The organism is Bradyrhizobium xenonodulans (assembly GCF_027594865.1).
GTDB lineage: Bacteria > Pseudomonadota > Alphaproteobacteria > Rhizobiales > Xanthobacteraceae > Bradyrhizobium > Bradyrhizobium xenonodulans.
Genome location: NZ_CP089391.1, coordinates 2,578,314 through 2,597,136, shown reverse-complemented (window position 1 = coordinate 2,597,136; position 18,823 = coordinate 2,578,314). Strand labels below are relative to the sequence as shown.

13 protein-coding genes are annotated in these 18,823 nt (G+C 65.9%); 9 read left to right on the top strand and 4 right to left on the bottom strand.

The genetic code is table 11. From position 1 onward, the window contains the following. Positions 1 to 307: 307 nt before the first annotated feature. The 4 genes from I3J27_RS12075 (at position 308) to I3J27_RS12060 (ending at position 6,469) form a co-directional block, all read left to right on the top strand. Positions 308 to 1,303, top strand: coding sequence for an NAD(P)H-dependent flavin oxidoreductase (locus I3J27_RS12075; protein WP_270169315.1), 996 nt, complete (start codon positions 308 to 310; stop codon positions 1,301 to 1,303). Between the two features lie 25 nt (positions 1,304 to 1,328). Continuing rightward, positions 1,329 to 2,300, top strand: coding sequence for a quinone oxidoreductase family protein (locus I3J27_RS12070; RefSeq protein ID WP_270169313.1), 972 nt, complete (start codon positions 1,329 to 1,331; stop codon positions 2,298 to 2,300). A gap of 239 nt (positions 2,301 to 2,539) precedes the next feature. After that, positions 2,540 to 3,913: a cation-efflux pump gene (locus I3J27_RS12065; protein WP_270169311.1), complete on the top strand. Its 1,374-nt coding sequence runs from the start codon at positions 2,540 to 2,542 to the stop codon at positions 3,911 to 3,913. A gap of 225 nt (positions 3,914 to 4,138) precedes the next feature. Then, complete coding sequence (locus tag I3J27_RS12060; protein WP_270169309.1) at positions 4,139 to 6,469, top strand: PAS domain-containing sensor histidine kinase; 2,331 nt, start codon at positions 4,139 to 4,141, stop codon at positions 6,467 to 6,469. A 3-nt stretch (positions 6,470 to 6,472) separates the two neighbouring features. Here the strand turns inward: I3J27_RS12060 and I3J27_RS12055 are convergent, their stop codons facing one another. After that, entirely contained in the window at positions 6,473 to 7,366 is an 894-nt protein-coding gene (locus tag I3J27_RS12055) for a LysR family transcriptional regulator (RefSeq protein WP_270169307.1), read from the bottom strand. A 223-nt stretch (positions 7,367 to 7,589) separates the two neighbouring features. Between I3J27_RS12055 and I3J27_RS12050 the strand changes: the two genes are divergently transcribed. The 5 genes from I3J27_RS12050 to I3J27_RS12030 are packed head-to-tail and all read left to right on the top strand — an operon-like array spanning position 7,590 to position 13,585. Next, a complete protein-coding gene (locus I3J27_RS12050; protein ID WP_270169305.1) occupies positions 7,590 to 8,078 on the top strand; it encodes a formate dehydrogenase subunit gamma in 489 nt (162 codons plus the stop codon). After that, on the top strand, positions 8,075 to 9,631 hold the full coding sequence (locus I3J27_RS12045; RefSeq protein WP_270169303.1) for a formate dehydrogenase beta subunit: 1,557 nt from the start codon (positions 8,075 to 8,077) through the stop codon (positions 9,629 to 9,631). The genes I3J27_RS12050 and I3J27_RS12045 overlap by 4 nt, the downstream gene beginning before the upstream one ends. 10 nt (positions 9,632 to 9,641) lie before the next feature. Then, positions 9,642 to 12,527, top strand: a complete 2,886-nt coding sequence (gene fdhF, locus I3J27_RS12040) for a formate dehydrogenase subunit alpha (protein WP_270169301.1) — start codon at positions 9,642 to 9,644, stop codon at positions 12,525 to 12,527. Positions 12,528 to 12,531: 4 nt separating this feature from the next. Continuing rightward, complete coding sequence (gene fdhD / locus I3J27_RS12035; protein WP_270169299.1) at positions 12,532 to 13,362, top strand: formate dehydrogenase accessory sulfurtransferase FdhD; 831 nt, start codon at positions 12,532 to 12,534, stop codon at positions 13,360 to 13,362. Then, complete coding sequence (locus I3J27_RS12030; RefSeq protein ID WP_270169297.1) at positions 13,349 to 13,585, top strand: formate dehydrogenase subunit delta; 237 nt, start codon at positions 13,349 to 13,351, stop codon at positions 13,583 to 13,585. Before fdhD ends, I3J27_RS12030 begins: the two co-directional genes overlap by 14 nt. Here the strand turns inward: I3J27_RS12030 and I3J27_RS12025 are convergent. Genes I3J27_RS12025 through I3J27_RS12015 form a run of 3 tightly spaced genes read right to left on the bottom strand, consistent with a single transcriptional unit; the run spans position 13,560 to position 18,644 of the window. Beyond that, positions 13,560 to 16,529, bottom strand: a complete 2,970-nt coding sequence (locus I3J27_RS12025) for a bifunctional [glutamine synthetase] adenylyltransferase/[glutamine synthetase]-adenylyl-L-tyrosine phosphorylase (protein WP_270169295.1) — start codon at positions 16,527 to 16,529, stop codon at positions 13,560 to 13,562. The two genes, I3J27_RS12030 and I3J27_RS12025, sit on opposite strands and share 26 nt — an antisense overlap. Continuing rightward, positions 16,526 to 17,980, bottom strand: a complete 1,455-nt coding sequence (locus I3J27_RS12020; protein WP_270169293.1) for a sensor histidine kinase — start codon at positions 17,978 to 17,980, stop codon at positions 16,526 to 16,528. The genes I3J27_RS12025 and I3J27_RS12020 overlap by 4 nt, the downstream gene beginning before the upstream one ends. Continuing rightward, on the bottom strand, positions 17,964 to 18,644 hold the full coding sequence (locus tag I3J27_RS12015; RefSeq protein ID WP_270169291.1) for a response regulator transcription factor: 681 nt from the start codon (positions 18,642 to 18,644) through the stop codon (positions 17,964 to 17,966). Before I3J27_RS12015 ends, I3J27_RS12020 begins: the two co-directional genes overlap by 17 nt. Positions 18,645 to 18,823: the final 179 nt, after the last annotated feature.

The window sequence follows — 18,823 nt, the reverse complement described above, 5'->3', positions numbered from 1 at the left end:
GCCGGAGCGAAGCGGAGGCCTCGAAGGGCGACAGCCCGGCTCCCGCAGCGTGGCCGCGCATCCTTCGAGGCTCTCCATGGGACGCATCGCGTCCCATGTCTCGCACCTCCAGCGACAACCGCTTCGCGGTTGCGCGGGGATGACGGAGTGAGACATCAATTATCCGCCTCACGGAATCCCCTCGCCGCCCGCATGATCGCCCCGCCCCCACCGCACGCCCGTGCAATAGACTTTTCCCGACCCCGGCGGCATCCTCCCGCCACCAACCGATAACAGAGCCTGCGGGCCACCCAGGGGGAAACAGATCATGTTGCAGACACGGTTCACCAGGCTCGTCGGCGTCGAGCACCCGATCGTCCAGGGCGGCATGCAATGGGTCGGCCGGGCCGAGCTGGTCGCCGCGGTCGCCAATGCCGGCGCGCTCGGCTTCATCACGGCGCTGACCCAGCCGACGCCGGAGGACCTCACCAAAGAGATCGCGCGCTGCCGCGACCTCACCGACAAGCCGTTCGGCGTCAACCTCACCATCCTGCCCGCGATCAAGCCGCCGCCTTATGCCGAATACCGTGCCGCCATCATCGAAGCCGGCATCACGGTGGTCGAGACCGCCGGCAACAAGCCGCAGGAGCATGTCGGCGAGTTCAGGAAGCACGGCGTCAAGGTCGTGCACAAATGCACCAGCGTCCGCCACGCGCTCTCGGCCGAGCGCATGGGCGTCGACGCCATCTCGATCGACGGGTTCGAATGCGCCGGCCACCCCGGCGAGGACGACACCCCCGGCCTGATCCTGATCCCGGCCGCCGCCAACAAGATCAAGATCCCGATCATCGCCTCGGGCGGCTTTGCCGATGCGCGCGGCCTCGTCGCGGCGCTGGCGTTAGGGGCCGAGGGCATCAACATGGGCACCCGCTTCATGGCGACCAAGGAGAGCCCGATCCATCAGCTCATCAAGGAGAAGATCGTCGCCAATGACGAGCGCGAGACCGAGCTGATCTTCCGCACCATGCGCAACACCTCGCGCGTCGCCAAAAACGAGATATCGACCAAGGTCGTCGCGATGGAGAAGGAAGGCGCGAAGTTCGAGGACATCCGCGAGCTCGTTGCGGGGGCCCGCGGCAAGATGGTCTATGCGACCGGCAATTCGGACGAAGGCATCTGGTCGGCCGGACAGGTGCAGGGCCTGATCCAGGACATCCCGAGCTGCGCCGAGCTCGTCTCGCGCATCGTGCGCGAAGCCGAAGCCATCATTCGCAGCCGGCTCGAAGGCATGATCGCTCGACCGAGCGCGCAGGCTGCGGAATAATCACTGCAAGAAGCGAGAGTAATTCATGAAGGCTTATGTCTACGGCCCTGACGGAGCTCGGATTTCCGACGTCGCTCAACCAAAGCCCAAGGGCACGCAAGTGCTGGTGAAGGTCCGCGCCTGTGGCCTCAATCGCGCCGACACCGGCATGCGCAAGGGCCACGCCCACGGCGCAGCCGGCGGCGCCGGCACCGTGCTCGGCATGGAATGGGCCGGCGAAGTCGCCGAGCTCGGACCGGATGCCAAGGGCGTCAAGGTCGGCGACCGCATCATGGGCTCGGGCGGCGCGGCGTTTGCCGAGTACACGCTGGCCGACCATGGCCGGCTATTCCGCGCGCCCTCAAACATGAACTTCGAGGAGGCGGCCACCCTGCCCGTCGCGCTCGCGACCATGCACAACGCCGTCGTCACCATCGGCGGCGTGCAGCCCGGTCAGGCCGTGCTGATCCAGGGCGCCAGCTCCGGCGTCGGCCTGATGGCGATGCAGATCGCCAAGCTGAAGGGCGCAAAACTCGTGATCGGCTCGTCCACCGATGCCACCCGCCGCGGCCGGTTGAAGGAGTACGGCGCCGATCTCGCGGTCGACTCCTCCGATCCCAAATGGGTCGACGAGGTCCTGAAGGCGACCGGCGGCGAAGGTGTTGACCTCATCGTCGACCAGGTCTCCGGCAAAGTCGCGAACCAGAATCTCGCTGCGACCAGGGTCAAGGGCCGCATCGTCAATGTCGGCCGGCTCGGCGGCACCCACGCCGACTTCAATTTCGACCTCCATGCCGCGCGCCGCATCGACTATGTCGGCGTCACCTTCCGCACCCGCACCATCGAGGAGGTCCGCGAGATCTTCGAGCAGGTTCGCAAGGACATCTGGGGCGCGGTGGAATCGCGAAAACTCCAGCTGCCGATCGACCAGGTGTATCCGTTCGACAAGATCGACGAGGCGTTCGAGCACATGGAAGCGAAGAAGCATCTGGGGAAGATCGTCGTGACCGCACCGTAGCGGTCGTTCCAGTCCCGGTTTCGTAGGGTGGGCAAAGCGACTCGTCCGCCGTAGCTCGAAGAGTGAAGGCGGAAGCGTGCCCACCTTGCGTCAGCGATCGCGCAAGGATGGTGGGCACGGCGCTTGCGCGCCTTTGCCCACCCTACGAGATCGTGGAGACCATCGCTCCTGCAACTCACTTGCGACTACGGCTGTGGATCATCGCTTGATGTTCACCCCCGCCCTGCTAAATCCCCGCCATGACACCCCAGCACGACAAAACCTCGGTCGCGGCGATCTCGATCTTCGCCAGCGGCGGCATGGCAGCGGCCAAGTTCGCGGTCGGGATCGCGATCGGCTCGCTGGCCCTGATCTCCGAGGCCCTGCATTCCTCGATCGACCTGGTCGCGACCATCATCACCTGGGCGGTGGTACGGGTGTCCGACAAGCCGGCGGACGACGAGCACCATTACGGCCACGGCAAGCTGGAGAGCGTCTCCGCGCTCGGCGTCACCGCCCTGCTCTACGTGCTCGCCGGCGGCATCCTGGTGGAGTCCTATAGCCGCCTGCGCGAGGGAACCCCGCCGCCGACCATCTCGGCCGTGCCGTTCGTGGTGCTGGTGATCGACATCGTCGTGAATCTGTGGCGCGCCCGCGCCCTGCACCGCGCCGCACGGGAAACGCGCAGCCAGGCGCTCGCCGCCGACGCACTGCATTTCGCCTCCGACGTCATGGGGTCCTGCGCCGTGATCGTCGGCCTGATCCTCGCCGGCCTCGGCTTCTGGTGGGGCGACGCCGCCGCCGCCGCCGCCGTCGCCGTGATGATCGCGGCGCTCGGCCTGCGCATGGCGGGCTCCACCGTGCAGACGCTGGTCGACCGCGCGCCGGAAGGCGCACAGGAGAAGGCCACGGCGGCGATCCGCAGCGTAGCAGGCGTGATCGACGTCGAACGGCTTCGCGTGCGCATGGTCGGAGCGACCACGTTCATCGACACCATCGCAAAGGTGCCGCGGACCTATCCGATCGACCGGGTCGAGGACATCAAGCGCAAGGCGCAAGCGGCCGTCGCCAAGGCGTTCGGCGATACCGACCTCACCTTCACCGCCGTCCCCGTCGCCCGCGACAACGAGACCGTGCGCGACCGCATCATGGTGATCGCGCGCAATTCGGGCCTCGCCATCCACCACGTCACGGTGCACGACCTCGGCACCAAGCTGATCGTCGGCATCGACCTCGAGGTCGACGCCGGGATGCAGCTCGAGGCCGCTCACGACGTCGCCAATACGCTGGAGCGCAACATCCAGGAGGAGTTCGGCGAGGACGTCGAGGTCGACGTCCACATCGAGCCGCTGGAACCGGAACTGCCGTTCGGCGTCGATGCCGCGCCGGAACGGGTGCAGACGATTGCCGCCGCGCTCGCCGAATACGCCGCCGGCGGCGAGATCCACGACATCCATAATGTGCGCGTCCGCAACACCGACGCCGGCGAGATCGTCAACTTCCACTGCCGCGCCGCACCGTCGATGAGCGTGATCAAAGTGCACGAGCATGTCGACGCGATCGAGCGCGCGCTGCGCCGCGCGTTCCCGAGCGTGAAGCGCGTCATCAGTCACGCCGAGCCGCCGCGCGCGTGATGCAGAATGTGCGAGGAGTCACACGTTCTCGTTTCGGACTCACCGCACACGTCGATTTACGGACGCGAGAGCTAAGAACTCTCCATTGGATAAGAATTATTCGGCATTAACGATTCATTGACTCTCGACAGCCCGCGAAAACTGGATTCAAATCGGTGTGATTCGAAAGCGATGTGGGGCTGCTTTCGAAGTTCGTCGTAAGCAGTTTTCCAGGGGGCCGAAGGCATGTCGCGTGCAGACGCCGCGAACGCGTGCGTCCAATCCGATTCGATCAAGGGATTGGCGCAATCGATCGCGAAACCTGCCTATCATCGGCTCCTGATCGCGGAGCCGGCGCTGCGACGCGCCGTGCCGACGCTCATCATCGCATTCCTGATCACGATCTGCCTCGGCGCATTCGTGCAGGTCGTCGATCAGACACGCCAGAAGCGCCTGGTGATCCAGAACGACATCTCCGGGCTCGCCGACCTGCTCGCCGAGCGCATCGACCGCCTCACCTCGGTGCGGCAGGAGCGGCTGAAGAACATCGAGAACCTGCCGACTTTGCTGCCCGACATGATCCCGTCCCGAGCCAAAGTTTCGGGCCGCCACGTCGTCGTCACCTCGGCCGGTGTCGATCGCCGCATCCTTGCCCGCATTCCCATCGACAGCGATCCGGCCGGCAACGACCGCCTGCTCGATGCGATCACCACGGCGCAGCTGCTCGCATCGCCGCCGCGCGACGGCGACATCTCCGACATGACGCTGCCGAACGGCAACGCCGCGATGGCGACTTCGCGGCAGATCAAGTCGCTGCCGGGCCTCGTCACCGTGATCCAGGAGCGCAACGAGCCGATCTGGGGCTCGGACGCCGCGCTCTCGGTGACGCTGTCGGCGACCACAGGCTTCGTCGTCCTGATCCTCGGCTTCGCCTTCCACTGGCAGTCGACCCGCGCCCGCGAAGGCGACCTCATCAACGACGCCGTGCGCGGCCGCATCGACACCGCGCTCAACCGCGGCCGCTGCGGGCTGTGGGACTGGGACCTGTCGCGCGGCCGGATCTTCTGGTCGCAATCGATGTTTTCGATGCTCGGCCTCGACGGCCGCAACGAGCTCCTCACCTTCGGCGAGGTCAACGCGCTGGTGAAGTCCGACGACATCGACCTGTTCGAGATCGCCAATCAGCTCATCTCCGGGAAGATCGACCACATCGACCAGACCTTCCGCATGCAGCATGTCGACGGCCACTGGATCTGGCTCCGCGTCCGCTGCGAAAAGACCAGCGGCGCGACCGATTCCAGCGTGCACCTGATCGGCATCGCCGTCGACATCACCGAGCAGAAGAGCCTCGCCGAGCGGACGGTGGAAGCCGATCTGCGCCTGCGCGACGCCATCGAGACCATTCACGAGGCCTTCGTGCTGTGGGACGCGAGCGACCGTCTCGTGCTTTGCAACTCGCACTTCCAGCGCCTGCACAAGCTGCCCGACAGCGCCGTCATCCCCGGTACCTCCTACGAGACCGTGCTCGAGGTCGGCCGTATGCCGGAGGTGCGCACCCGACACAACGAGACCGCCAGCCAGGGCCCGGGCGCGCGCACCTTCGAGGCGCAGCTCGACGACGGCAGCTGGCTGCACATCAGCGAGCGCCGCACCAAGGACGGCGGCTACGTCTCGGTCGGCACCGACATCACCCGCATCAAGGAGCACGAGCAGAAGCTGGTCGACAACGATCTGCGCCTGCGCGCCACCGTGATCGACCTCAAGCGCTCGCAGGCCGCCCTCGAGCGCCAGACCAACGAGCTCGCCGATCTCGCCGAGAAATACCAGCGCGAGAAGACCCGCGCCGAGGAAGCCAACCAGACCAAGTCGAAATTCCTCGCCAATATGAGCCACGAGCTGCGCACGCCGCTCAATGCCATCATCGGCTTCTCCGAGATCATGGGAAGCGGCATGTTCGGGCAGCTCGGCTCGGAAAAGTACCAGGAATATTGCCAGGACATCCTGACCAGCGGCCATTACCTGCTCGAAGTCATCAATGACATCCTCGACATGTCCAAGATCGAGGCCGGCCGCATGAAGCTCGACATGGAAGAGCTCGACCTCGGACACACGCTCGCAGAGTCGCTCCGCGTCGTGTCCGGGCGCGCACAGGACAAGCACCTGACGCTCGATGCCGAGATCGAGAAATCGATCTCCGTCGTTGCCGACCGCCGCGCCACCAAGCAGATTATCGTCAACCTGCTCTCCAACGCGGTGAAGTTCACGCCCGACGGCGGACGCATCGTGGTGCGCAGCCGGCAGCTCGACGACAGGATCGTGCTGATGATCGCCGACACCGGCATCGGGATCGCACCGCATTCGCTGGCGCGGCTCGGCCGCCCGTTCGAGCAGGTCGAGAGCCAACTCACCAAGACCTATCACGGCTCGGGACTGGGCCTGGCAATCGCGCGCTCACTGGCGCAGCTCCACGGCGGCTCGATGCGGCTGCGCTCGAGGATCGGCGTCGGCACCGTCGTCCGCGTGACCCTGCCGCGCGATGCTGTCAAGGCGGCGTCCGGAATTTCCGCCGCGGCGTGACGCTTACAATTGCAGCTTCGGCGCAACTTCCCGCGCGACATTGACCAGCGCCGCGATCAACGGCGTCATCGGATCGCGCTGCGGGATCACCATGCCGATGCTGTAATTGACCTCGGGATCGACGATCGGGATCGAACGCACCGTATCGGAGAGACCGAGCGTCTCGGCGAGCTTGGCCGGCATCACGCTCGCCCAGCGCCCCGTCTTCACGTGCGTGAACAGCACGAGCAGCGAGTTCGAGGTCAAGGTCGGCGTCGCCTCCGCGCCGACCGAGCGCAGCGCGCGGTCGATGATGCGGCGGTTCTGCATGTCGGGCGTGAGCAGGCACAGCGGCACCTGCCCGACCTCCTTCCACGTCACCGTCTCGCGATCGCCGAACATGCCGTCGGGCGCCGTCAGCAGGCGATAGCTCTCGTTGTAGAGCGGAATCGTGCGCACCTTGCCGATCGGCTCGTTCTCGATATAGGTCAGCCCCGCATCCACCTCGAGATTTTCGAGCAGCCCCAGCACTTCCGATGACGTCGTGGACTGGATGCGGAAGCGCACCTCGGGATGCTTGGCGCGGAACGGCGTCGTCAGTTGTGCGACCATGCCGAGCACGGTTGGGATCGCCGCGATGCGGATCTCGCCGGAGAGCTGATGTTTGAGCCCGTTGATCTCGTCGCGCATGGCGCGGGCATCGCCCACGATCCGGCGCGCCCAGTCCAGCGCTCGTTCGCCTTCGGGGGTGAAACCCTGGAACCGCGATCCGCGCTGGACCAGCATCACGCCGAGGATCTCCTCGAGCTGCTTCAGCCCGGTCGACATGGTCGGCTGGGTGACCCCGCATACCTCCGCCGCGCGTCCAAAATGCCGCTCCTTCGCCAGCGCCAGCAGCAGTTCAAGCTTGTCGAGCAAACGCGCGTCCCCTCGGATTCTGTCGTGGCATGCAAGTTAGCACGACGAGTCCCCACCAACACGGAAAAACCGGCAAACGGAAGCAATTCATCGGATTTACATATCGTACGATAGCACTTCCAAATCGATCAGAATTCGCAATCGCAGCATGAGACAGCTTTATTGATCTTCGAATGATTCCAAATAGTTTGCGCAGAAGGGACGCTCAATCTGAGAACGAAGAATGACAGCGGTTTACGAGCCTTGTTACGAGCCTTGGGACGAAACGCGCGGCGCCGAGATCATCGCCGAACATGCGAAGCAAGAGGGCGCGACGCTGGTCATCCTCCACGCCCTTCAGGAAGCGTTCGGCTATGTGCCGGAGGCAGCCATCCCCATGGTGGCGCAGGCGCTCAATCTGTCGCGCGCCGAGGTGCATGGCGTCTTCACATTCTACCATGATTTCCGCCACAAGCCGGCCGGCCGCCATGTGCTGAAGCTGTGCCGCGCGGAGGCCTGTCAGGCCGCCGGCGGCGATGCGCTGGCCGCGCGCGCCGAGGCGAAACTCGGCGTGCCGCTCGGCAAGACGACGGCCGATGATCGCGTCACGCTGGAGCCGATCTATTGCCTCGGCCTGTGCGCGACCGCGCCGTCCGCGATGCTCGACGGCCGCCTCATTGGCCGGCTCGACGAGAAGCGCCTCGACGCCCTGGTTGCGGAGGCACAGCGATGAGCATGCGTCTATTCGTCTCACGCGACGCGGGTGCTGTGGCCGTAGGCGCCGACGAGGTTGCACTGGCGCTGGAACAGGCAGCAAGCAAGCGCGGTGTGGCAGTCGAGATCGTCAGGATCGGCTCGCGCGGCATGTACTGGCTGGAGCCGTTGATCGAGGTTGCGACGCCGCAGGGCCGCATCGCCTTCGGCCCGGTCACCGAAGCCGACGTCCCCTCCCTGCTCGATGCGCTCGCCAACAACACCCCGCATCTGCTGCGGCTCGGCGCGACCGACGAGATCCCCTGGCTGAAGCGCCAGACCCGCCTCACCTTCGCCCGCTGCGGCGTGATCGACCCGCGCTCGCTCGACGACTACCGCGCCCATGGCGGCTACAAGGGCCTGGAACACGCCCTGTCGCTCGGCTCCGACGCAATCCTCGCCGAGGTCACGGCATCCGGCCTGCGCGGCCGCGGCGGTGCGGGCTTCCCGACCGGCATCAAGTGGAAGACGGTCGCGCAAGCGAAGGCGGATCGCAAATTCATCGTCTGCAACGCCGACGAAGGCGACAGCGGCACCTTCGCCGACCGCATGATCATGGAAGGCGATCCCTTCCTGGTGATCGAGGGCATGACGACCGCCGGCATCACCGTCGGCGCCACCAAGGGCTACATCTACATCCGCAGCGAATATCCGCATGCGGTCGAGGCGATGAACGCCGCCATCGTGGCGGCCAGGCGCGGCGGCTATCTCGGCGACAAGATCGGCGGCTCGACCTATAGCTTCGATATGGAAGTCCGCGTCGGTGCCGGCGCTTACGTGTGCGGCGAAGAGACCTCACTGCTCGAAAGCCTCGAAGGCCGCCGCGGCCTCGTGCGCGCCAAGCCGCCTCTGCCCGCCCATCACGGCCTGTTCGGCAAGCCGACCGTCATCAACAACGTGCTGTCGTTCGCGGCGATCCCCTTCATCCTCGCCGAGGGCGCCAAGGCCTATGCCGATTTCGGCATGGGCCGTTCGCGCGGCACGATGCCGATCCAGCTCGCCGGCAACATCCGCCATGGCGGACTGTTCGAGACGGCGTTCGGCGTGACGCTCGGCGAACTCGTCGACGACATCGGCGGCGGCACGTTCACCGGCCGCCCCGTCCGCGCGGTGCAGGTCGGCGGCCCGCTCGGCGCCTATTTCCCGCGCGCGCTGTTCGACACGCCGTTCGACTATGAGGCCTTCGCGGCGCGCGACGGCCTGATCGGCCATGGCGGCATCGTCGTGTTCGACGACAGCGTCGACATGCGCAGGCAGGCGCGCTTCGCGATGGAGTTCTGCGCCATCGAATCCTGCGGCAAGTGCACGCCCTGCCGGATCGGCTCGACCCGCGGCGTCGAGACCATCGAGAAGATCATCCGCGGCGAGCGCGTCAGCGAAAACCTCGCGCTCGTCGAAGACCTCTGCAACACCATGAAATTCGGCTCGCTCTGCGCACTCGGTGGCCTCACGCCCTACCCCGTGCTCAGCGCCTTGAAGCACTTCCGGGAAGATTTTGCACCCGTACCGACCACGCTTCAGGCCGCGGAATAGGAGAACAACGATGTCTCTGATCGAAGAAATCGACTACGGCACGCCGCGCTCGAAATCAGAAACGATGGTGACGCTGACCATCGACAGCAATGAGGTCACGGTGCCCGAGGGCACCTCGATCATGCGGGCCGCGATGGACGCGGGCCACCAGATTCCAAAACTGTGCGCGACCGACATGGTCGATGCGTTCGGCTCCTGCCGGCTCTGCGTCGTCGAGATCGAGGGCCGCGCCGGCACGCCGGCATCCTGCACCACGCCTGTGATGAACGGCCTCGTCGTGCACACCCAGAGCGAACGGCTGAAGAAGCTGCGCAAGGGCGTGATGGAGCTCTACATCTCCGATCACCCGCTCGACTGCCTTACGTGCGGCGCTAACGGCGACTGCGAATTGCAGGACATGGCGGGCGCCGTGGGCCTGCGCGACGTGCGCTACGGCTATGAGGGCGAGAACCACGTCTTCGCCAAGACACCTGGCAAGACTAACGGCGAGGTCAACGCAGCCTGGATGCCGAAGGACGAGTCCAACCCGTACTTCACCTACGATCCCTCCAAGTGCATCGTCTGCTCGCGCTGCGTCCGCGCCTGCGAGGAGGTGCAAGGCACCTTCGCGCTGACGATCTCCGGCCGCGGCTTCGACAGCCGCGTCTCGCCCGGCATGAGCGAGAGCTTCCTCGGCTCCGAATGCGTCTCCTGCGGCGCCTGCGTGCAGGCCTGCCCGACCGCGACGCTGACCGAGAAGTCGGTGATCGAGATCGGCCAGCCCGAGCACTCCGTCGTCACCACCTGCGCCTATTGCGGCGTCGGCTGCGCCTTCAAGGCCGAGATGCGCGGCGAGGAAGTCGTGCGCATGGTGCCGTACAAGGACGGCAAGGCCAATCGCGGCCATTCCTGCGTCAAGGGCCGCTTCGCCTGGGGTTACACCAACCACAAGGAACGCATCCTCAAGCCGATGATCCGCGAGCGGATCGAGGATCCCTGGCGCGAAGTGTCCTGGGACGAGGCGTTCTCGTTTGCCGCCACCAAGATGCGCGGCATCCAGAAGAAATACGGCCGCGACGCCATCGGTGGCATTACCTCGTCCCGCTGCACCAATGAAGAAACCTATCTGGTGCAGAAGCTGATCCGCGCTGGCTTCGGCAACAACAATGTCGACACCTGCGCCCGCGTCTGCCACTCCCCGACCGGCTATGGCCTGTCGCAGACCTTCGGCACGTCGGCCGGCACGCAGGATTTCGATTCGGTGGAAGATACCGACGTCGCCGTCATCATCGGCGCCAATCCGGCTTCGGCTCATCCCGTGTTCGCCTCCCGCCTGAAGAAGCGGCTGCGCCAGGGCGCCAAGCTGATCGTGATCGATCCGCGCCGCACCGAGATGGTGGAATCGCCGCACGTCAAGGCGTTGCACCTGCCGCTGATGCCCGGCACCAACGTTGCCGTCGTGACCGCGCTGGCGCATGTCATCGTCACCGAGGGCCTCGCCAACGAAGCCTTCGTGCGCGAGCGCTGTGACTGGGCCGAGTTCGAGGAATGGGCCGCCTTCGTCGCCCAGCCGAAACACAGCCCGGAAGCCACCGCGATCCTCACCGGCGTCGATCCGCAGGTGTTGCGTGAAGCCGCCCGCATCTACGCCACCGGCGGCAACGGCGCGATCTATTACGGCCTCGGCGTCACCGAGCACAGCCAGGGGTCGACCACCGTGATCGCGATCGCCAACCTTGCGATGGCGACCGGCAATATCGGCCGTCCCGGCGTCGGCGTGAACCCGCTGCGAGGCCAGAACAACGTTCAGGGCTCCTGCGACATGGGCTCGTTCCCGCACGAGCTGCCCGGCTACCGTCACATCTCCGGCGATGCCGTGCGCGACCAGTTCGAAGCGCTCTGGAACGTCAAGCTCAACCCGGAGCCGGGCCTGCGCATTCCCAACATGTTCGATGCCGCGATCGAAGGCTCGTTCATGGGAATCTACGTGCAGGGCGAGGACATCCTCCAGTCCGACCCGAACACCAAGCATGTGGTCGCCGCGTTGTCGGCGATGGAATGCGTCATCGTCCACGACCTCTTCCTGAACGAAACCGCAAACTACGCCCATGTCTTCCTGCCCGGCTCGAGCTTCCTGGAGAAAGACGGCACCTTCACCAACGCCGAGCGCCGCATCCAGCGCGTGCGCAAGGTGATGTCGCCGAAGAACGGCATGGCGGACTGGGAGGTCACCATCGGCCTCGCCAAGGCGATGGGCTTCGAGATGAACTACAGCCACCCCTCCGAGATCATGGACGAGATCGCGGCGCTGACGCCGACCTTCACCGGGGTCTCCTACGCCAAGCTTGACGAACTCGGCTCGGTGCAGTGGCCCTGCAACGAGAAGGCGCCCGAGGGCACGCCGGTCATGCACATCGACGGCTTCGTCCGCGGCAAGGGCAAGTTCATCGTCACCGAATATGTCGCCACCGACGAGCGCACCGGTCCCCGCTTCCCGCTGCTGCTCACCACCGGCCGCATTCTCAGCCAGTACAATGTCGGCGCGCAGACGCGGCGTACCGACAACGTGGTCTGGCATGCCGAGGATCGCCTCGAGATCCATCCGCACGATGCCGAGCAGCGCGGCGTGCGCGATGGCGATTGGGTGCGGCTGCAAAGCCGCGCCGGCGAAACCACATTGCGCGCGGAGATCACCGACCGCGTGTCGCCGGGTGTCGTCTATACCACCTTCCACCATCCGGACACGCAGGCCAACGTCATCACGACCGACTTTTCGGACTGGGCGACCAACTGCCCCGAATACAAGGTCACGGCGGTGCAGATCTCGCCATCGAACGGCCCGTCCGACTGGCAGAAGTCCTACGACGAGCAGGCGCGGCATTCCCGCCGCATCGCGCCCGCCGAGGCCGCGGAGTAACGGCATGCACGTGCCGGTCCAGGCCATCGACCGCGAGATCTGGCGCGACGGTGTCGCGTCGGAGGGCGCACGGCTGATCCCGGAGGAGACGCCGCTGGCGCTGACCTATAATGGCGGCACCTATGCCGTCATGATGGGGACGCCGCAGAATCTGGAAGATTTCGCGGTCGGCTTCAGCCTGGACGAAGGCATCATCAAGTCGGTCGATGACATCCGGTCGCTCGAGATCGTCCGCCTCGACGACGGCATCGAGCTGCGCATGTGGCTGGCCTCGGACGATGCCTCGCGCATCAGCGAGCGGCGGCGACATATCGCCGGCCCAACCGGTTGCGGCATCTGCGGCATCGATTCGATCGCGGAGGCGATACGACCTGCGGCGGTCGTTCCGCAGGGCCAGATCTTTACGCCGCAACAGATCATGACGGCGATGCAGGCCATCGCGCCGTTGCAGTCGATCAACATGCAGACCCGCGCCGTCCATGCCGCCGCGTTCTGGTCGCCGTCCTGCGGAATTGGCGCCCTGCGCGAAGACGTCGGCCGCCACAACGCGCTCGACAAGCTTGCTGGCTCGCTTGCACGCAGCCGCACCGATGCAAGCGCCGGCATGGTGCTGCTGACGAGCCGCGTCTCGGTCGAGATGGTGCAGAAGACCGCCGCCATCGGCGCACCGGTGATGGTCGCGGTTTCCGCACCCACCGCGCTCGCGGTGCGCACCGCGGAAGCTGCCGGCATCACGCTGATCGCAATCGCCCGCAGCGATGGGTTTGAAATATTCACGCACCACGGCCGCCTTGCAGGCCATCGTGCTCAGGAGATTATCGATGTCGTCGCCTGACCGCCTCGTCTACATGGCCAACCAGATCGGCACCTTCTTCCGCAGCCAGGGCCACGACAAGGCCGTGCCGGGGATCGCCGATCACATCAAGAAGTTCTGGGACCCGCGGATGAAGCGCGCGATCTTCGCCCATCTCGATGCCGGCGGCGCGGGCCTGGAGTCCAATGTGCGCGAGGCGCTCACCTCGCTGAAGCCGGCTACTTCCCTTCCAGAAGCGCACTGAACACGCGCCGCACCTCGCTCTGGGTTTCCTTCACACGCGCTTCCAGTGACGAAAAGTCCGGCGCATCGCCGGCGCGTGCCATGACGCGCAGCAGGTCGGTGCCGGCGGTCTCCGGCTTGAAGCGGTCACTGACGCAGAGACGCAGGATCTGCGTCAGGTCGTGATAGAGCCGCGCCGCCGCGCGCAGGACCTCGGTCTCCGATTGCGCGAGCACACCCAGCCTGCATGCATTTTCCAGCACCTGCAGCGTGCCGACGTCGAGAATGTCAGGCTTGTCGTGGGCGTGCACGAGCTGGAGATATTGCGCGATGAAGTCGATATCGACCATGCCGCCAGCGGCATATTTGAGATCCCAATGATCGCTCTCGCCCTTCTCCTGCGCGATCGCGCGCCGCATGTCGGCCACGTCGTTGGCGATGATCGTCCGGTCGCGGCGGCGGGTCAGGACATCGCGGATGATGCGCTCGATGCGGCCACGGAATTCATCCGAGGCCGACACCACGCGCGCCCGCGTCAGCGCCATGTGTTCCCAGGTCCAGGCTTCGTTGGCCTGATAGCCCGCGAATGAGACGAGGCTCGAGGCCACTGGACCGGCGCGTCCCGACGGGCGCAGTCGCATGTCGATCTCGTAGAGCACGCCGTAATTGGTGCGCGTCGTGAAGGCGCTGATCAGACGCTGGGTGAAGCGCGCGAAGTAGTGCGCGCCCTGAAGCGATTTTGGCCCGTCGGAATCGGGATTGTCGCCGTCGAAATCGTAAAGCAGGATCAGGTCGAGATCAGACGATGCCGTCATCTCGCGGCTGCCGAGCCGACCCATCGCGATGATCGCGGTCTCCTGGTCCTTGATGCGGCCATGCTGGGCCGCGAAGCGCTCGGCGACGAGGTCATGAACGGTGTGGACGGTGCCTTCGGCGACATCGGCGAAAGCGGTGCTCGCCTGCTGCGCCGAGACGGTGCCGGACAGGATGCGCGTGCCGATCAGGAACAGGCTCTCCTGCCCGAACAGGCGCAAGCGGTCGAGGAACTCCTCATAGGAATCCGCGTCGCGCACCGTCGCGGCCAATCGCGCCGACAACTCCTGCTTGTCCGGCATCGCGCCGAAAAAGCGTGGGTCGATCAGGCCGTCCATGAGCTGCGGCTTGCGCGCCAGCATCTCGCCGAGCCTGGGGGCGGCGCCCAGCACCAGCGCCACCAGCGCAACGAGATCGCGGTTCTGGCCGAGCAGCGTGATCAGCCGGCCGCCAAGCTGGAGGGCCCCAAGGAAATGATCGAATGCCACGACGGCGCGATCGGGCTCCTCGGCATGGGCGAGGCCGTCGATCAGGGCCGGCACGAAGTCGATGAAGGCGGTTCGCGTCGCCTCATTGCGGAATACGCGATAATCGCCGGTGATCCAGTCGCGCACGGTTTGTGCGACCGCAGCAGGCTTCTTGAAGCCGAGCGTCGTCAGATATTGCAGCAGGCGCGGATCGTCGGGACCGGCGCCGTAATCGAGCGCCGGCAGTTTTGCCGTGCCGGTCGGATCGTCACCCTCGAACAGTTTCTCGTAGTGGCCTTGGACGATCCCGAGCTGCCGCAGCAAATCGCGCGCGAAGGCTTCGCGATCCGGATATCCGAAGAAGCGCGCAAAGCGCTCGACCGCTTCCTTGTCGTCGGGCAGCACATGGGTCTGCTCGTCCGCGATCATCTGGAGACGGTGCTCGACCCGGCGCAGGAATTCGTAAGCCACGGTCAGCTCGTCACGCGCCGCAGAGGTGATCCAGTTGCTCGACGCGAGGATGTTCAGCGCGGCAAGCGTCGGCCGCACCCGCAACTCGGGATGGCGACCGCCGGCGATCAGCTGCTGGGTTTGCGCGAAGAACTCGATCTCGCGGATGCCGCCACGGCCGACCTTGACGTTATGGCCCTCGACCGCGATCTCGCTCTGGCCGCGGTAGGTCTGCATCTGCCGCTTCATGTCGTGCACGTCGGCAAGCGCGGCGAAGTCGAGATGCTTGCGCCAGACGAAGGGCGCGATCTCGGCGAGCAGTGCCTCGCCCGCTTTGGCATCGCCGGCGCAGGCACGCGCCTTGATCATCGCCGCGCGCTCCCACGTGCGCCCTTCCCGCTCGTAATAGTTCAGCGCAGCGTCGCGCGAGATCGCCACCTGCGTCGAGGACGGATCGGGACGCAGCCGCAGGTCGACGCGGAAGACGTAGCCGTCATAAGTGCGCTGCTGGAGAAGGCGCGCCATGCCCTGCGTCACCCGGACGAAGAACGGTTGCGGCTCGATGTCGGGCGCGAGCGTCGTATTGTCGGGATCAAAGAAGACGATGAGGTCGATGTCGCTGGAATAGTTCAGCTCGCCTGCCCCCATCTTGCCCATCGCGAGCACGATCAGGCCGCAGCCCTCTTCGGGTGTCTCGGGATTGGGCGGCTGGATTTTGCCACGTGCGGCTTCCTGCCGCAGTTGGTACTGCAGCGCCGCCTGCACTGAGGACACCGCGACATCGGTCAGCGCCGCCGTCACCCGCATCACCGGCCAGACGCCGCCGATGTCGCACAGCGCGATCAGAAGCGCGGCTTCCGCCTTCATGCGGCGAAGCAGCCGCATCACCTCGGCCTCGTCGGCCGCGACGAACACCGCGTCGGTCGCATCCGCGATCAGCGCGGTGAGATGTGCGTCCGGATCGCATTCGAGCAACCGGATCAGGCGCGGCACATCGGCGCGCACCAGATCGAACAGATAGGGCGAGAATTCCGCGATGCCGGTGAAAATACCCCGCGCGAAGGGACGAACCAACAAGGCTTCGAGACGGGCCGACTGCGCCGGCTCGAGCTCGGCCAGCCAGTTTTCAAAACGTGGTTCGTCGGTTGTGGAAGCGGCAATATGGGGAGCCTCCGCGAAGCGTGCGGCCAGACTCTCACCATGCTTGTCCGCGTTTCCCGGCGCGGAGTGGTTCATGCCACCTTCTGTGGCACATCCGGTATTGGCGGAGCAACCCTGTCGCCGGCTCGCGCCGGGAGCACCAGCGTGGCGACGAGGCCGGGCTGGGCATCACCCAGCCGCAATTCTCCGCCATGCAATGTGGCGACCGCGGCGGCAAGGCTGAGACCGAGGCCGGAGCCCGGCAGCGTGCGGCTGGCCTCAAGCCGCACGAATCGCTCGACGACATGCTTGCGGTCGGCTTCGGGAATGCCGGGGCCGCGATCGGTGACGCTGAGCAGAACCTGGTCACCCTCGCGTTTCGCCTCGATCGTGACCTGCCTGGAGTCCATGCTGACCACGGTTCCGCCTGTCAGCGCGACCGGCTTGCCGTATTTGATCGCATTCTCGACCAGATTGGCGAGCGCCTGGCTGATCAATTCGCGGTTGGCATGAACCGGCGTGGGCTCGGCCTTGACTTTAAGCGTCATGCCGTCGTCTTCGGCGAGCGGCTCGTAGAGCTCGTGGATGCCGCCTGCGACATCGGCGGCGTCGAAATCATCCATATTGCCGCGCGCCTGTCCGGACTCGGCGCGTGCGATCATCAGCAGCGCGTTGAAGGTGCGGATCAGCCCGTCGGATTCCTCGATGGTCCGTTCCAGCGCGGCACGATAATCGGCCTCGCAGCCCGATTTCGCCAAAGCCTCCTCGGCCCGGTTGCGAAGGCGCGTCAGCGGCGTCTTGAGGTCGTGGGCGATGTTGTCGGAGACCTCCTTCAGCCCCGCCATCAGCGCCTCGATCCGCTCCAGCATGGCGTTGAGGTTTTCGGCGAGGCGATCGAGCTCGTCGCCGCTGCGCCCGACTGGCAGGCGCTCGCTGAGATCGCCCGTCATGATGCGGTGCGCCGTGCCGCTCATCGCATCGATGCGCGTGAGCACGCGGCGCGCGACGAAGATGCCGCCGCCCAGACCCAGCACGACCACGATCAGGATCGACCATTGCGCCGCCTTGGCGACGATGCCGAACAGGCGCCGCCGCTCGTCGAGATCGCGCCCAATCAGGAGGCGGAAACCGTTTTCGAGCTCGGTGACGCGCACCAGCGCGCGATGATCGCGTTCGTCCGCGTCCTCGATCCGCCGATACGCCGTCTCGGTCCAGCCGCGCGTCGCCATCACGCCGGGCGCCAGCGAGCCGACATTGCCGGCGATCGCCTGCCCGGTCGGCGTGGTCACGAGGTAGAGGTTGGCGCCCGGCCGCAGCGCGCGGGACTCGATCGCGAGCACCAGCGCGCGCAGGCCCCTGCGGCCGTAGAGCTCGTTGATTTCCGAGGTCTCGGCGTTGACCGTCTGCGTGATCTCTTCGTTGATCAGCCGCCGCGTATTCCAGGCGAAATAGCCGAGCAGCGAGGCCGCGAACATCGCGAACAGCAAAAGGTAGACCAGCGTCAGCCGGAATGCCGTGGTGCGGACGAGTTTACCGAATGCCGTCACGGATCATGTACCCGGCGCCGCGGATCGTGTGCAGCAGCGGCCGCTCGAAGCCCTTGTCGATCTTGGAGCGCAGCCGCGAGATGTGCACGTCGATCACGTTGGTTTGCGGATCGAAATGATAGTCCCATACGTTCTCCAGCAGCATGGTGCGGGTCACCACCTGGCCGGCGTGCTTCATGAGGTATTCGAGCAGGCGGAATTCGCGCGGCTGGAGCGTCAGCTCGTCCTTGCCGCGGGCGACGCGATGGGAGAGACGGTCGAGCTCGAGATCGCCGACGCGGTAGAGCGTGTCCTCGGCAGGTCCGCCGCGGCGGCGCGACAGCACCTCGACCCGGGCCAGCAGCTCGGCGAAGGAATAGGGCTTTGGCAGATAGTCGTCGCCGCCGGCACGCAGGCCCTTGATGCGGTCGTCGACCTGGCCGAGCGCGGAGAGAATCAGCACCGGCGTCGTGTCGTCCTTGTCGCGCAGCGCGCCGATCAGCGACAGGCCGTCGCGCTTGGGCAGCATGCGGTCGACCACCAGCACGTCGTAATCGCCGCTCTCGGCCATGGCGAGACCTTCCTCGCCGTCGGCGGCGTGGTCGGCAATGTGTCCGACCTCGCGAAACGCCTTCACGAGGTAGTCGGCGGATTCGCGGTCGTCTTCGATGATGAGGAGGCGCATCGTGCGTTCGGCGGCGGTCAAGGGGGTCAACCTTCTCTGAACATGGCGCGAGCGGCAATCGCATGCAAGCCAAGCAAACGGGACCTGGGCGAAAACCTGGGTAGGCAAAAAGGCGGGCGGTGAAGCTGGGGGGACTTCACCGCCCTAGGCCTTCCGACGGAGGGGGGCGTAATTCCACC

What these genes read in the sequence shown, in the direction of transcription:
- I3J27_RS12025 (WP_270169295.1), bottom strand. Translation starts at nt 16,529, where the DNA reads ATGAACCACTCCGCGCCGGGAAACGCGGACAAGCATGGTGAGAGTCTG.
- I3J27_RS12070 (WP_270169313.1), top strand. Translation starts at nt 1,329, where the DNA reads ATGAAGGCTTATGTCTACGGCCCTGACGGAGCTCGGATTTCCGACGTC.
- I3J27_RS12050 (WP_270169305.1), top strand. Translation starts at nt 7,590, where the DNA reads ATGACAGCGGTTTACGAGCCTTGTTACGAGCCTTGGGACGAAACGCGC.
- I3J27_RS12060 (WP_270169309.1), top strand. Translation starts at nt 4,139, where the DNA reads ATGTCGCGTGCAGACGCCGCGAACGCGTGCGTCCAATCCGATTCGATC.
- I3J27_RS12015 (WP_270169291.1), bottom strand. Translation starts at nt 18,644, where the DNA reads ATGCGCCTCCTCATCATCGAAGACGACCGCGAATCCGCCGACTACCTC.
- fdhF (WP_270169301.1), top strand. Translation starts at nt 9,642, where the DNA reads ATGTCTCTGATCGAAGAAATCGACTACGGCACGCCGCGCTCGAAATCA.
- I3J27_RS12030 (WP_270169297.1), top strand. Translation starts at nt 13,349, where the DNA reads ATGTCGTCGCCTGACCGCCTCGTCTACATGGCCAACCAGATCGGCACC.
- I3J27_RS12075 (WP_270169315.1), top strand. Translation starts at nt 308, where the DNA reads ATGTTGCAGACACGGTTCACCAGGCTCGTCGGCGTCGAGCACCCGATC.
- I3J27_RS12065 (WP_270169311.1), top strand. Translation starts at nt 2,540, where the DNA reads ATGACACCCCAGCACGACAAAACCTCGGTCGCGGCGATCTCGATCTTC.
- fdhD (WP_270169299.1), top strand. Translation starts at nt 12,532, where the DNA reads ATGCACGTGCCGGTCCAGGCCATCGACCGCGAGATCTGGCGCGACGGT.
- I3J27_RS12045 (WP_270169303.1), top strand. Translation starts at nt 8,075, where the DNA reads ATGAGCATGCGTCTATTCGTCTCACGCGACGCGGGTGCTGTGGCCGTA.